Raw genomic sequence first — 15,137 nt, forward strand, 5'->3', positions numbered from 1 at the left:
ATTCTTAATTTGTAATTGAACTACTTCCGATCTGCCTGGGGAATGTATTTACCTAGCTTCATGCTGGCAAACTCCGGCTTCAGTCGCGTCAGCCGTTGCCGACCGCTGATCATCGGTAGCGTCAGCATGTCCTCGCCCACGAGGGGCGTGGCATATTGGACAAAATCGTCCGTCACATCGTAGCCATTCGCCGCGATCCACTGGCTGGGGAACGACCGGTCCGCCGCCGCCACCTTTTCCAGCGGCACTTTGTCGTATTTTGCGCTATAAATGTGGCCCGGCTGGCGCAGGATCGTCGCCATGTACCCCCCCGTGCCAGCCGCCGCCAAGAGGCACGCCATTTGGCCGCTCTTATAGGCTTCTTCCAAATCCACTGTGCTGGCGTAAGCCATCGAATGCCGCTGATCGGTCCCGCTGACATTCCCCCGCGCCGCCCCTTTGGCCGCCAGGCCCACCTTGTTCAGGTAGTTCACCACAATTTGCGCCACTGTCGTCTGGCTGGCGCTAAAGGACGTATGCCCAAATGAATCTTTCATCTCTCCCAGGCTGCCGACGTTGAACCCTTCGCTGATTACCACGATGCAGCGGCCATCTTTTTTTAGCTGCGAATTCACATTCTCGGCCAGTTGCTCCAGACTGCAGGGGCTTTCGGCCAGATAAATCTGTAATGGCAGTTCCCGCCCCGGATCGGCCAGTCGCGCCGCCGCCGGGATAAAGCCGATCTTGCGCCCCATCGCCTGCATGACCAACACTGGATCGGCGGGGCTGCTGCCGTTGTTTTCTTCATTGGCGTATTGCACCATGTGCAGCCAGTACTTCGCCGTGCTGCCATAACCGGGCGTATGATCGACAAGCTGGAATTCGCTATCACCCACGTCATTATCAATCGTCTTCGGAACGCCCACCGCGATCATATCCAGCCCGCGCTGCTGGGCCAGTTGGGCGATTTTGTGCGCGGTGTCCATACTGTCATTGCCACCGATGTACAGGAAATACCCGATGTCGTGCGCCTGGCAGACCTCGATTACCCGGTCAAAATCCTCGGTCTGGTTGGGCTTGAGCTTGTACCGGCACGTGCCGATGGAACCCGCGGCGGGCGTATATCGCAACAGCGCGATCTCTTCGTGGCATTGGCACGACAGATCGAGCAGTTCCTCCTTGAGCACCCCCTCGATACCATGATAACCGCCGTACACTGTCCCAATTTCCGACATCTGGCGGGCGGTTTCGATAATCCCCCGCAAGGAATTGTTAATTACCGGACTGGGGCCGCCGCTCTGGGCGACAATCATATTGCGTGGGCGTGGCATGGAAAGAAAATTCTGCTGAAATAGTGAAAGTGGGTAAGTACCGTTGCGAAATTTTCCGGGGTAAGGGCCTCTGCCCGGCCCCTGGTCATGCACCCTGGAAAAGCCCCTATCTTACAAATCGTGGGCGTGCGGGACAATTGGGGGGGAGTTGGGGGATTTTAGCGGCCAGCGTGCAATTCCGTAGGGCGGAACATGTTCCGCCGCACCTTATGGAGCACAAATGGCGGAACCACTCCGTCTTATCCCTCTCTCCCCTCTCGTCTCCTCCAAGGTGTCCTCGCCCAGGCTCGTCCCCCGCCACCCGTCCCCCGCGACCCGCGTCCCGCGTCCCGCATTCCTCCTACGTCCCCCGGGTGTGGCCGTACCATTCGATATGCATCCGGGGACAATAGTTCCACCCTCGCTGGGCACAAAGCGGTTGCAACCAGGCGGCGCGCTCGGCTAGTTCCACGGGGTTGGTCCCCTGGGGCATCAGCCACAGCTGGTCCCCGCGCACCCCTTCGGGTACTAACGCGGCCAGTTCCGCCAGTTGCGCGTCGATCTCCGCCAGGTCCTCCGGCTGGTCCACCACGTATTTCAGCTGGCACGCATATTCACGCAAAAACCGCGCCACGACCGTTGGCACCCAGCGCTCTTGTTCATGCCGCGCGTGCCAACGGCCAGCCAGGTCCGCGCTGGGGGTGGAATTTGCCAACTTGGGGCTGATGGACATCAGGTCGCACGCCACCGGCTGATACAGCGTCCCCGCCGTTTCGATCGTAAGATGCCTGCCGGCGACCCGCAGCGCAACGGTCAACGGGACCAGCTCCGCAAATAACAGCGGCTCTCCCCCGGTTAGCACCACATGCCGTTCGCCGTGGGCCAGGACCCGTTCGGTGATCTCCGGCACGCTGTGGTCGTCCCCCGTCGGTTGCCAACTGGTGAATGGCGTATCACAAAACCAGCAGCGCAAATTGCAGCCACTGGCGCGGACAAACACGCTGGGCGTGCCGGTAAGCGCCCCTTCGCCTTGTTTCGAAACATAAATCTCGGCAATGCGCATGTCTGGTCCATCCCCACCCGCTATCAACCCGGCCCCCACATAGATTATGATGATAAAAATCCAGATTTAACGATAGGAGTCAAGATTGTGACCGCTTTTCGCCAAAAACTCGAAACATTTGCCAATCAATTTCCCCAGCGGGAATACGAGATTCAAATTGTCGCGCCCGAGTTCACCAGCGTTTGCCCCCTGACCGGCCAGCCGGACTTTGGCACACTGACCATTCGCTATATTCCCGCGGCCCTGTGTGTCGAGTTAAAAAGCCTGAAAATGTATTTGCAGGCCTTTCGCAACGAGGGGATTTTTTATGAAAATGTCACCAACTCTATTTTTGACGACCTGGTCGACTGCCTGCGGCCCCGCCAACTGACCCTGATCGCCCAATTCACGCCCCGGGGGGGAATTTCCAGCACGATCACCTGCACGCACGTTGCCGCTACTCCGGCTTAACCCTGGGATCAGTTGCCATGAGTCAGCAAAATCCACGCGACGCAAATTTTGACCACGAATCGCCGTATTCGGCAGCGCCAACTTCCGCCACGGCAGCGATGGCGGGAGGGCTTCCCACGGTCCGGCTCAAACCCCGCAAATCGCGCCCCTTTTATGGGCGGCACCCCTGGGTGTTGGATTCAGCGGTGGAAAGCATCACCGGCCTGCCTGGCGACGGAGATGCCGTACAATTGCTCAACGAAAAGGGCAAGTTTATCGCGACCGGCTATTACAACAGCCAAAGCCGGATCCGGGTGCGGCTGTATTCTTGGAATCCAACGGAAGCACTGGACGAAGCGTGGTTGGCGGGAAAGATTGTCGCCGCGATAGAGTTGCGCCGCCAGTTGGGTCTGCTGGAGCCTAGTTCCGCCGCGCGGATGATCTTTAGCGAATCCGACGGCCTGAGCGGACTGATCGTGGATCGGTTGGGTGATTATTTGGCGATCCAGGTCAATGCCCTGGCCATGGCGCGGCGCTTACCGCAAATTATTCCTATTTTACAACGGGAATTGCGTCCCCATGGGATTGTGATCAAGCAAGAGCGGGGCATTGGACCATTGGAAGGAGTGCATTTGCCGCCGGAAACCCACTGGGGAGAGTTACCCGCGGCCCCCCTGACCATCACCGAACATCACATCAAATACGCGGTTGATTTGCGCACGGGACAAAAGACCGGCTTTTATATCGACCAGCGCGATAATCGCCGCGCCGCGGCCAAGTATGCCTCTGGGCGGCGGGTGTTGGATATGTTTTGTTATAGCGGCGGGTTTGGGTTGAATTGCCTGGTGCATGGAGACGCGCAATCCGTGCTGGCCGTGGACAGCAGCGCCGCCGCGCTGCACTTGGCTGGCGAAAATGCCCGGCTCAACCATACCTCCGACTGGCACAGCCAGCAGGCCGACGCATTTGACCACCTGGCCGGGTTGGCGACCGGACCAGAACGCTTTGGATTGGTGGTTTTGGACCCGCCCAAGTTCGCCAATAAACGATCCGCCGTGGACGAGGCGTTAATGGCCTATCACCGGCTGAACCGGCTAGCGGTGGAACTACTGGAGCCCCAGGGAATCCTGGTGACGTGCTGCTGCTCTGGCCATGTTCTGCGGGAAGACTTTTTACACATGCTGGGGGGAGTGGCGCAGCGGAGTGGGCGGGATTTGCAAATCCTGGAACAACGGGGGGCGGCGGCGGATCATCCGGTCAGCGCCACCTGCCTGGAAACGGAATATTTAAAGTGTGTGATCTGCCGCGTGGGATGATGCGGGAAAGTATCGTTTGCAGACCGCGACAAAACCTCCACTCCTCCAACCTCCATTTGTCCAAACTTCACACCCGCTTACTTCAAATACTTCCGCTCGTCGGGAAATTGTGTTTTCCATTGGCGCAAGGTCGCGCTTTTGATGGGCGTCTCGCGCAGATCCAGTTCGATGATCTCGGTCAGCGGAAGCAAATGCGTCCGAAAGCCCTCATCGGTGATTTTGGTCCCGCGCAGCCGCACAATTCGCAGCTTGGGCAGCTTGGCCAGAATAGCCAGTCCCGCGTCGGTGATCTGCGTGTCATTCAGGTCAATTTCGGTAAGTTCCGTCAGGTCCGCCACGTGGGCCAGGGTTTCATCCGTAACGTCGGGATTGGCCATTTGCAGAACGGTCAATTGCGGATAGTTGGCGATGTCGGCATAGGAAAAATTTTTGGCATCGGTCAGGGTCAGGTGGGTCTCGCCACGGCCGTTACGCTCATCAATGGTGACGATTGGTTGGTAATTGATGTACTGCGACAACAGATGCGCGCCGCCGTATGTTACGCCAATCAGCGTTATTGCTGTTACCAGCGTCCAGACCGGCCCCCGTACGCGCGGGTAATGGGTGGCGGCAAAAAACACCCCACACGGGGGAACCAGCGTTGACAACAAACCCCATCCGACTGATTGCCGCCACGCCCGGATGAGCAACCAAATCCAGCCCAGCACCAACAGCGTGATTCCCGTGACAATAAACCAAAAGGCAATTTGCTCGAGCATGTCGCACCTCTGGGCAAAGTGAATAAATTAGCAGTCTTTTTTGTAGCAAAATTCGTGGCTGGAGAGTAGTTAGCGGCAATACCCAAGCGGGGGTAAATATTTGTAGTGGGGATTTTCATATCAAATATGGCCTGCGGTTGCCACAAACGGGCTGCCAACGCGTCGCTAGTAAATCTCACCTTTAATAGATATGCTACAGACATGTGGTGGCTCGTTGGTAAAAGATATTTAGCCTATCATGGACTTTAGTCCGCGAATCAAGCTCCGATAACTAACTGCGAGTTTACATTTAGATGAATGCTTTACATCTTTGGTGAACCGGGCCGTTGGCCCTTCCTGTCTAACTAGACATTAAACCTAGGGCGACGCTGCGCTTGCCCTAGGCTGGGATAGGCAGGGCCTTTGGCCCAAAAGGAATCAGTGTATTTGGCTCACAAAGGAATCCCTCTTAGAAGTCCATACTAAAAATATACCTATACGTCGGCGGAATCATTTCTATAAGTAACCCAATCCTTTCGGCGATTTATCACCCATGCCCCGTCCCCCCAAAAAATTCGCCGGCAAGTCAAAAGGCGCCCGGCAGGCCCATGCCCACGCCGCTCGGCAAGCGGCCGACGCGGCGGAGGCTGCCAGTCCGCCGCGGATCATCGGCGGTGATTTACGGGGGCGAAAGTTGCTCTTTACCCCCGATCCCCGCACCCGGCCCATGAAAGAACGCGTCCGCGAGGCCCTGTTTAATCTGCTGGGTCCGGGGGTGGCGGGGAAACACGCGCTGGATTTGTTTGCGGGAACGGGGGCGTTGGCGTTTGAAGCCCTGAGCCGCCGCGCGGCCAGCGCCACGCTGGTGGAACGGCACTTTCCCACGGCGGACCTGCTGAAAAAGACCGCCGCTAGCCTGGAATTAACCGACCGCGTGACAGTATTGCCCGCCAATGCGCTCCTCTTTGCAAAAAAGCTTCCCTCCTTGCCAACTATACCCTGGGTGGTGTTTTGCTCGCCTCCCTATGATTGCTATATTCGCCAAGAGGGGGAATTGCTGGAATTGCTGCAATCCCTGCTAGCCGCCGCGCCCACCGGATCGCTCTTTGCCGTCGAGGCGGACGAACGTTTTGACATGACCAAGCTGCCCCGCGCGGCGGAATGGCTGGTCCGCGAATATGAACCGGCGATTGTGGCGGTATGGCGGGAGCCGCCACCCGAACCGTCGCTCGCGTCATAAGCTTTGCTACGCCGTTTTTTGCTCGCATAGCCCTAGCTCGGCGCACATTTGCTCGCGGATTTTAAATTTTTGAATTTTGCCCGTGACGGTTTGGGGAAAAGCCTGCACGAATCGCACATACCGGGGGACTTTATAATGGGCTAGCTTCCCCCGGCAAAAGTCCCGCACTTGCTCTTCCGTCAGGTCCGCGCCCGCCGCGTATCCCGACTTTAGCTTGATCCAGGCGCACAATTCCTCGCCATATTTGGGGTCGGGCACGCCCACCACGCTGGCTTGCTCGATCGCGGGATGGGTAAAAAAGTACTCTTCGATTTCGCGGGGGTAGATGTTTTCGCCTCCGCGAATAACCATGTCCTTGATCCGCCCCGTGATCTTGAAATAGCCATTCGGCAGGCGAATCGCCAAGTCCCCCGTGTGCAGCCAGCCTTCGGCGTCGATGGCGGCGGCGGTTGCCTCGGGCTGGTTGTAATAGCCCAGCATCGTGTTGTGCCCCCGGCTGCACAGCTCGCCCGGCTGTCCGTCGGGCAGGATATCACCGGTGGCGGGATCAATGATTTTGACCTCAACCCCCGGAAACGCCCGGCCCACGGTCTCTACCCGCAGTTCTAGCGGATCATCCACGGTTGTTTGGGTGATCAGGGGAGAAGCCTCGGTCTGTCCATAGCCGATAGTGATTTCCGGGCAGTGCATCTCCTCGACCACGCAGCGCATGGTTTCGATGGGGCAGGGGCTTCCCGCCATGATTCCCGTGCGCAGCGAAGTCAGATCGCGGGCTTGTAGGCTGGGATTATGTAATTGGGCGATAAACATGGTCGGCACGCCATACAGAGAGGTGGCGCGCTCGGCTTCGATGGACTGCAAAGTTGCGCCCGGGTCAAACGATTCCGCGGGAATGATCATGGCCGCTCCATGCGCCACCGCGCACAGCGTTCCCAGCACGCAACCAAAGCAATGATAAAACGGCACCGGTATGCAAATTCGGTCCGCCGCCGTGTAATTGAGAGCCTGTCCAGCGTAATACACGTTCAATAACAGATTGCGGTGGCTAAGCATCGCGGCCTTGGGAAAGCCGGTCGTACCCGAGGTGTACTGAATGTTGATGGGGTCGCCGGGGCGTAAACTTGCCTCAATTTCCTGTAGCCGCGCTGGGGTGGTGCGTTCGCCCGCGGCTAAAAAGTCATTCCAGGATTGTATTCCCGCGGGCCGATTCGTTACCCCTTCCCTCAGGGCCACGACGGATTTTAATCGGGGAAATTCGACATTCTCTAGCAAACCCGCGGCCGGTTGCATGATTTCCGGGCATACTTCCGCGAGCATCCCAAAGTAATCGGACTTTTTGTACGCATCGATCAAAAAGAGCGCCTGCGCGTCGCTTTGTTTTAAGACATACCGCAACTCAAACGGCCGATACGCCGGATTGATTGTCACCAGCACCACCCCCACCCGCGCGCTGGCAAACTGCAAAAAAACCCACTCCGGCACATTCGTCGCCCAGACAGCCAAGTGATCCCCCGGGCGCAGCCCCAGGGCGAGGAGCGCGCGGGCGACGCGGTCAACCTGGGCGTCAAATTCGGCGTACGTCCAGCGCAGTCCTAAATGGGGAAAAACCAAGGCATCGTGCCGGGGATACCGCTTGGCCTGCTGCGCCAGGACCTGGCCAATGCACAGATCGTCAAGCCAGGGAGATCCAGGCGCGACGTAGGAAAGCGGAGCGGATGGGGGAGTTGTGGCAGGCATGGTAATTACAATAGCAAGATGGGCGCAAACAATCCCCAGACAACCGACATTATGCCGCCATGCGCCGCCCCGGCGCGCTCTCGTGAGCGCAAATGCCAGCGCGACGGGGCAAGAATGCGGCCGTATGTTACTGGCCAACCGCGAGTCGAGTCGGCGGTTGGTAATGCAGTTCTCGTTCAACCCTCGGCCCGCAATGGATAAGCGATAAGGATTGCGGGAAACTCCTTAAAAAATTATTCGGCAAGGATAAAAGGGGAGCAAGAACTAAACGAGGGAATTACCGCAAAAGGGAGAAAAAGGTTTGTGCATTTTTTCACAAAGAGGGACTCCGCTCTAACCAAAAACCCGTAAAGAAAAAAACCCTTTGCCGCCGGACGACAAAGGGTCTAAAAATTCTGAGTGGTGGAGCGCATGACCCGGGGTCAAATACTGTCCGCGGCGCCATTAACCGACGTCGATCTCAATATCATTGATGCTGACATCGTTATCGCCGCTCGAGTCAAAGACCCGGCTAAAGTCCACACCGCTGCCGCCGTAGTCGCCGGATTTTTCCGCTTCGCGCTGGCATTCGATGCACAGCGTGGCATACGGCAGGGCGTTCATACGGGCCAGGGGTATCTTGACGCTGCAACCTTCGCAGACGCCATATTTTCCTTCGCGAATGCGCTCCAGCGCGTTTTCAATTTGGGCGAGCTCGCGGCTTTCGACCTCGGCCAGTTGCGAGCTGATCTCGTCCTGGGCCGAATCGAGCGCGGCGTCCACCACATCGCCCGAGGTCTGCGAACGCAGTTCCTTGAGCAAGCTCAGGTCGCCTGCCAGCGCACTGCGCAGGGCATCGCGCCGCTTGAGTAAAATTTGTCGCAGTCCCTGTAAAGAATCTTTTCGTGCCATTGTGTTCCACCTCGGTTGTCCCACGCTTGTCCGTCCGGGTGTCCCCCCTGAACGATGCAATAATGCGGGAGCAGTTTGCCTGTTCTCGGTCGCGCTCAATCTCTCTGAACCACTCAGCAAGCTATCCCCTTTTTGGACGTCATTTGACCTGCTTTTTCAACTGGCAAAACAGGGTAAAATTTTGTCCACTGAGGGAAATTCCGGCAGCAACCAAACTCTAGTACGCAACGCGTGGGTATGGGATCGGCGCTCCGAAAAATTTTTCAAAATAATTGCCGCAAAACCATATTTCCGCAATTCAATTGCGGACGACTGGATTGTGAATTTTGTCACAGTCTGGCAAATCCCCTTGTCCGGTGGCCCGCCAGGATGAATGGGGGATTAACCAGACGGTCCATCGCCTAAAATCGACGATGACATGGTGCAATCGCCATACCACATGCCGGGATAAACGGCATCCGCCAAGGTCCAGCGACTGGGTTATTCGCTGCCCTAATAAATCGACATCCCGCTCACGCCGATTCAGCCGAAGTTTGCCGATCTGGCAAAATTTGCCGATTCGGCAGGAATAGCCGGTTATCAGGGTGATTCCCTTTAACCGTACAAGCGGGAGGAAATTCACCTTTGGCAAAATTCCCATAAATTATCTCATGGGAAGCGGATCATTGACCAGAAACACCAGCGATAGGTTCTTCCATACGAACGTACCAAGGTCAGTTTGATTTAATATAAACCATTACTTGTATTATGTTTAGGTAAATCCAATTTGCGCAATTCGCGGGTATAAAGGGCACATCCGAGACGTTTGGCAATTGCACCGGCGTAGCTGTTGCCTCTACGCCACCATTTTTTGACCGGGTGTTTCCCATAAGCTACATCCCTTTATGACTTTGGATGATTGCCTAGGCGCGCGCTGAATTACGGTCGACCGCCTGGGGAGTTTGTCAGCGTAGTGCATTTGTAATGTAACACCGTACGGGGATGCAGTTTTTATGACACCTGCGAAGAAACATCACACCCCGAGAACGGGACAAAAGACTCGGAAGCAACCGCTGGTGCTGCTGATTCAAAATGGCCGCGAGGAAGGGCGCCAATATCGCCTCTCTGTGGGGCGTGCTAGCATCGGGCGGGGTCGCGATTGCGATTTACGTCTGCGGACACCCAGCCTAGAGCCGTTCGCCGCGGAATTGATTCGCCGTAAAGGCCGCACACAGTTGCGAATCTGGGGAAAAAACGTCCGTGTCAACGGCCGTCGCCTGGCCAAGCACGAACTTGCACTAGGAGATCAATTGCAATTTGGTCCCTATAGCCTGCTTGTACTAGAGGGTGCCCCACTGGCAGTCGTTCGCACCACGTCCACAACCCAGCGAAAAACACCCCAGCCTAGCCCAGCTGGCCAGACCTCCCCGCGTTACGCTAGAAAAGCTCATCAGAATAAATCACAGTCCACAAGCAAATCACGTCCTTCCCAGCCAAAGCCCTTGCGGATAGCCGCAAAAAAGCTGCGTCATCTTCCACGCGACCTGTGGCAAGATGTGAGTGAACCGACATTCCCGGTGGATCTTGGCCCACGGCGAAAAAAGCCAGCATCCAACCGCGGAAAAAACTCACACGCGCCTGTGCCAACTAGTTCTGTCGCTCCCGAATCGGGTCATTTGCGTGAATTACGAAAAAAGTTGCAAGCGCGCCGCTTACAACTCAAAGAGGTCCAACGCCAATACAATCAACAACTGGCTGATGTCACCGAACGGCAAGCCCAGCTCGAGGGAAAAGCGGCCAACTTGCTAACCCAACAGGAACAGTTGACCCTGCAGCGAACCGATCTTGAACGTCAATTGCTCGAATTTGACGCCGAACGGCAAGAATGGCAAACCCGCAATCGCCAAATTGAACAATACCAGTTTGAACTAGAAAGCCGCCTGGAAAGCCTGCATGCGCGCGAGGTTAACTGCGAACGCTTGTCCGCCGAGTTGGATGAGCAAAGCCTGGCCTTGGGCCGGCAAAGCCAGGAACTCTGGGCGCGGGCCGCGGAACAATCCGCCACGCATGAAGCCCAAGCACGGCGGCAATGGGAACTTGATTTGCAACAAGGGGAATTAACCACCCAACAACAAGAGTTAGGCCGCATCCTGGATCAGCTGGACAACCAACAAATCCAGCTTCAAGCCGCGCGGCGGGAATTGCAGTTAGACACCGAGTCGCTCGCCCAGGCCCGCCAAACAGTGGAGCGTGAGCAGGTGGAACTTTGCGCGCGGCAACAGGCCGCGGAGGAACTGCAATCCACGCTCGCCCACGCGCAAGGGGAGTTAGCGCAACTTCGGTCCGATTTGGATCGACGCCAGGCCGAATGCCTGGCGGAAGAAGCAAAATTGTCAGCCGCCGCCGCGCGGCTACGCCACGAACAAGCGGACTTGGAAAATCTACAAGCCGCGTTTAATGCCGCTCAGGACGAGTTTCATCGGCAATCCGCGGAACAAGCCGCCTCCGGCGAACAATTGCGGCAGCTAGCCGCAGATTTAAACACCCAGCGCGAACAACTGGCCCAACAACAGGAACTGGCCACGACCAGGGCCGCGGAACTGGCGTCTCAACAGGCCGACCTGCAAGCCGCTTGGTCCAAGTTTACCCAAGAACAATCCGAGCTTGACCGACGATCCCAACAGGTGGCGGATTCCCAACATGCGGCGGAGCAAACCACTCTGCAACTGGCCGCGAGTGAACAAGAATTGGAATCGCGCCGCGCGCGGCTGGACCAACTCGACCAGGAACAACAGCAGCGTCAAAACGCGCTGGAGCAAGTCAGCGCGCGCTTATCCCAAGAACGTCATGAACTGGAACGCCAGCGGGCTGAATGCCAAGCCGGCCAAGAGCTACTTGCCTGCCAGCATGCACAATTAACGGAACAGTTGACAGAACTTTGCCAGACGCGCCAGCAACACCATGCATTATTAGGCGAACTCAATCAACAACAAGCGGCAATCGCCTGTGACCAACAAGCAAACCAGGATTTAGCGGCCCAACTGCAAGGGGAGCGCGCGGAACTAACCGCGTTGCGTGAGGAATTGGAAACCGCGCGGGTGGCCCTGGATGCGGAATTGTCCGCCCATCGCGCCCAATGGCAAGCTCTTCAGTCCGAGCAAGAGCGGCAAGCGGGGGAACTGGCTAGCGCGCAACAACTGTTGGCGGAAAGCCAAACCCAGCTTTTGGTGGAGCAAAACCAGCTTGCCGCGGAGCGCGGCCAACTGGCTGACAGTTGGACCGAACTGCGAACTGCTCTGGAGACCGCTTGCCAGCAACAGACCAAGTTACAAGCGGCCCAAGAGGAACTGCGCCGGGCGGAGACGGCGTTGCTGTCACGGCAAGCCGACCTGGCCGCCCAACAAGCTGCGTGCGATGCCCGCCAGTCCGAACAGACCACCCAGGGCCTAGCGATCCAACAGCAACTGGACGAGCTAGCCCGGCAACGATGCGAACTGGACCAGTTCCAGGCTGACCTGGCCGCCCAACAAGCCGCGTGCGATATCCGCCAGTCCGAACAGACCACCCAGGGCCTAGCGATCCAACAGCAACTGGACGAGCTAGCCCGGCAACGATGCGAACTGGACCAGCTCCAGGCCGACCTGGCCGCCCAAAGCGCGGTATTAGCTGAGCAATTCACCCAGTCAACCACTCAAAATCAAGCGTTGGAAGCCGCGCGGAAATCGCTCCAGGCCGATCTCGCCACGTTGCGGGCCGCCCAAGAGGACTTGGCCGCCACGACAGCCGACGTTGACGCGGCTAAAGCGGAATTTCACGCCGCAAAAATAGAATTTCAGGCCATCCAAGAGGATTTTAAGCTCGCCCAAGCCGAATTCTTAACCGCGCAAGGACAATTGCATGACGCGCAAGCGGCATTGGCCGCGCAACAAACCGAGTACCACCAAGAACGGGACCGGCAGGTAGAAGCACGCGCTCAACTGCAACATTCCCTAACGGAATTTGCCAACCGTCAGGCGACCAGTGAACGGGAATTGACAGCGCGGCGGGAAGAATTGGCCCAGCGCGAACAGACATTGGCTGATTGGCAAAATCAATTGCAGGTCGAGCAAACCCGGCTCACCCTGCTGGCCAACCAATTATCCAGCAAATCCCGGCAGGCGGAATTAGCCTACAGTTCCCACGTCGCCGAGATGGACGCGATCAACGCGGCCGCCGCGCAAGTCGCGCGGGAACGGGAAGAGTTGACCGTAGCTGAGGCGGAATTGGCCTTGGCACGGGAAAAATTTGCCCTGCGGCGCGAGGCACTGGAACAACTACTGGTGGAGGAACGGGATCTTTTGGCGGCAGAGCGTGCCCGGCGGGTTGTTAACCGCCAACGCGACCTAGCCGCGCTGGAATCCGCGCAGCGGCAAATTGTCCGGCAAGAAAGGGAATTGCGGGAACGCTGGTCCAGACTTGATTCCCGCGCACATGAGATTAATTCCGCCGCCGTTGCGGCCGCGACACTACAAACCCAACTGGCGGCGCGCACCGCTGACTTGGAACAGGCTCAATTCGCCCTTGATTTGCAACGCCAAGAGCATGACCAAGCTTGGCAGTCGCTTGCTCAAGCCCGCGCGCAACACGCTCAAGAAATTGCCACCTGGCAAGAACAAGCCCTCCAGCGGCAAAGCGAGGTACGGCATTTGGAAGGCTGCCAGACGGCTTTTGCCGCGGAACGACAAGCCTGGGAAACCCAACAAGCCGCCTGGCAGGAGGAACGTCAGGCTTGGCAGTCAGAGCGTCAAGCCTGGGAAGCGGCAAAAGAGGATAACACAGCCCGGCATATGGCCCTAGACCATGCCGCCGCGCTGCAAGAACAACAGTTAACGTGCGCGGATTTACAATCCCGCCTGGCGATCGCGGAACAAGAGCTTCGCGACTATCACATCAAGCTAGATTCAGCGCAAACAACCTTGCTGCAAGCCACGCGGGAATTGGAACAAGTCCGCGCGGAATTGTCCCAGCAAACCACGGCGCGGCAGACGGACGCAGATCTCCAGCGTCAAAACGTTGAGCAATTGCAAGCGCAACTCCACGAGGAACAAGCATTGGCCGAAGGGTTGCGCGGGGAGTTGGCAACCCTGGCGGCGGACTTGGCCACAGCGCGTGCGGAATTACACCGTCGGCCAATGATAATGGAATCCGCAGAACAGCGGACAGAAACAAGCACGGCTACAGACGCCCAGGAAACCGCGGAGCCGGTATATTCCCCGGTGCTCTCGCTAACCGCACCCTGCGATCCACAGGAAATTGGGGCGGAGGAAATAGCCCCGGACAACGTCGCTGACAACCGCGACGGTGCCAGCGAGGATGCCATTTTTTCCCGATTACAGGCGTTTGCCATTTTGCGCCCCCCCGCGGACGCTCCGGCATCCACTCAGCAGGACAGTAATTTCCCAGGTGGCGCGACTGCTTCCCCCGGCGCGGATGCAGGCTCCCCCGCCACAACGTTAATGGCTGATGACACCAACGAAAATGAACCCGATGGCGGCTCCTTCGCCACGGATGAAGCATCAGCCACGGAGGGAATTGTAAACGCGCAAGCGGATTTGGACGCCCCGTCCGTCTCTGACTCATCACACCTAGAGGAAGTTCCCCGGACCACGATTGCCACAACAGGCCACGCCGCTCAGGACCAAACCACCGCGGAACCTACTCAGGACGATGAGGCCCACGAAGAATCGATAGATGACTACATGCAGCGGTTACTAAACCGGATGCGGGGGGGAACTTCCGAGGCTTCGGCACCGACGGCCCGCGTCAAACCAACCGTCCCGACCGCCACCCCCGTCCAGCCGCAAGCGTCGGTTATGGCCCAGACCAATCCAGCCACTCCCCCCGTCGTCGAACCCGCCAAACCCAAGCGCGAGTACGTGCGCAGCGCCGCGCCCGAAAAAGAATCCGACCTGGCCGCCATGCGCGAACTGGCGAATCATTCGGCCCGTACCGCCGTCCGCGCCAGCCAACAACAACGCGTTCAACATCAGGTTTTTCAAGGGACCGTGATCAGCCTGGGTTGTGTGCTGGTGAGCGGGGCTTTGTGGATTTTTGCCCCGGCTGACAATTGGATGGCACGCGCGGGGGCTTGTGTCGGCGCATTGGCCAGTCTGGCCATGCTGACGTACACGGTGGTTTCCTCGCGTGGAAATTTCTTGAACGATTTGCGCGATGAACTAAGCATGTCCCCCGCCGAAGCTCCCCTTGTCCCCACCCAGCATCCGGCGGGAGAAAAGGCTGCTTCAGCGGAAAAGCCTATCGTCCTGGCAAATCCCCCCTCAATCCATGTTGCCCCTGGTAAGTAAGCTTCACGGGGCAGCCACTGCCGGCGAAATGCGGCGAATCACGGAACTTTGACGGGCACAATCCCTTCAGGGCCAATCACGCCTTTGCTACGGAAATTGGGAGACTGCCCAC

General features: G+C 57.7%; 10 protein-coding genes. 4 read left to right on the forward strand and 6 right to left on the reverse strand.

Features of this window, described 5'->3' with window-relative positions:
• Window positions 1-20: 20 nt before the first annotated feature.
• Window positions 21-1,310 carry a diphosphate--fructose-6-phosphate 1-phosphotransferase gene (locus SFX18_04870; GenBank protein MDX1962462.1) on the reverse strand — a complete coding sequence of 430 codons (1,290 nt, stop codon included), beginning with the start codon at window positions 1,308-1,310 and terminating at the stop codon, window positions 21-23.
• Window positions 1,311-1,650: 340 nt separating this feature from the next.
• Window positions 1,651-2,352, reverse strand: coding sequence for a 7-carboxy-7-deazaguanine synthase QueE (locus SFX18_04875; GenBank protein MDX1962463.1), 702 nt, complete (start codon window positions 2,350-2,352; stop codon window positions 1,651-1,653).
• An 84-nt stretch (window positions 2,353-2,436) separates the two neighbouring features.
• Between SFX18_04875 and queF the strand changes: the two genes are divergently transcribed.
• Together queF and SFX18_04885 are read left to right on the forward strand one after the other, a co-directional pair.
• The gene (queF, locus tag SFX18_04880) at window positions 2,437-2,802 is read left to right on the forward strand and encodes a preQ(1) synthase (GenBank protein MDX1962464.1); all 366 of its coding nucleotides are present in this window, start codon (window positions 2,437-2,439) and stop codon (window positions 2,800-2,802) included.
• A gap of 17 nt (window positions 2,803-2,819) precedes the next feature.
• Window positions 2,820-4,097, forward strand: coding sequence for a class I SAM-dependent rRNA methyltransferase (locus tag SFX18_04885; protein MDX1962465.1), 1,278 nt, complete (start codon window positions 2,820-2,822; stop codon window positions 4,095-4,097).
• A 77-nt stretch (window positions 4,098-4,174) separates the two neighbouring features.
• Here SFX18_04885 and SFX18_04890 read toward each other — a convergent pair whose 3' ends face one another.
• Window positions 4,175-4,855, reverse strand: coding sequence for a hypothetical protein (locus tag SFX18_04890; protein ID MDX1962466.1), 681 nt, complete (start codon window positions 4,853-4,855; stop codon window positions 4,175-4,177).
• Between the two features lie 532 nt (window positions 4,856-5,387).
• On the opposite strand from SFX18_04890, the gene SFX18_04895 reads away from it, so the two are divergent.
• Window positions 5,388-6,074 carry an RsmD family RNA methyltransferase gene (locus tag SFX18_04895; protein ID MDX1962467.1) on the forward strand — a complete coding sequence of 229 codons (687 nt, stop codon included), beginning with the start codon at window positions 5,388-5,390 and terminating at the stop codon, window positions 6,072-6,074.
• Window positions 6,075-6,080: 6 nt separating this feature from the next.
• Here SFX18_04895 and SFX18_04900 read toward each other — a convergent pair whose 3' ends face one another.
• The 3 genes from SFX18_04900 to SFX18_04910 all read right to left on the reverse strand — a co-directional run bounded on the left by SFX18_04900 (window position 6,081) and on the right by SFX18_04910 (window position 9,342).
• Window positions 6,081-7,811, reverse strand: a complete 1,731-nt coding sequence (locus SFX18_04900; GenBank protein ID MDX1962468.1) for an AMP-binding protein — start codon at window positions 7,809-7,811, stop codon at window positions 6,081-6,083.
• A gap of 444 nt (window positions 7,812-8,255) precedes the next feature.
• Complete coding sequence (locus SFX18_04905) at window positions 8,256-8,702, reverse strand: TraR/DksA family transcriptional regulator (protein MDX1962469.1); 447 nt, start codon at window positions 8,700-8,702, stop codon at window positions 8,256-8,258.
• Between the two features lie 298 nt (window positions 8,703-9,000).
• On the reverse strand, window positions 9,001-9,342 hold the full coding sequence (locus tag SFX18_04910; GenBank protein MDX1962470.1) for a hypothetical protein: 342 nt from the start codon (window positions 9,340-9,342) through the stop codon (window positions 9,001-9,003).
• A gap of 352 nt (window positions 9,343-9,694) precedes the next feature.
• Here SFX18_04910 and SFX18_04915 point away from each other — a divergent pair, with 352 nt between their 5' ends.
• On the forward strand, window positions 9,695-15,025 hold the full coding sequence (locus tag SFX18_04915; protein ID MDX1962471.1) for an FHA domain-containing protein: 5,331 nt from the start codon (window positions 9,695-9,697) through the stop codon (window positions 15,023-15,025).
• Window positions 15,026-15,137 lie beyond the last annotated feature (112 nt).

The sequence above is a fragment of the Pirellulales bacterium genome (assembly GCA_033762255.1).
Taxonomy (GTDB): domain Bacteria; phylum Planctomycetota; class Planctomycetia; order Pirellulales; family JALHPA01; genus JANRLT01.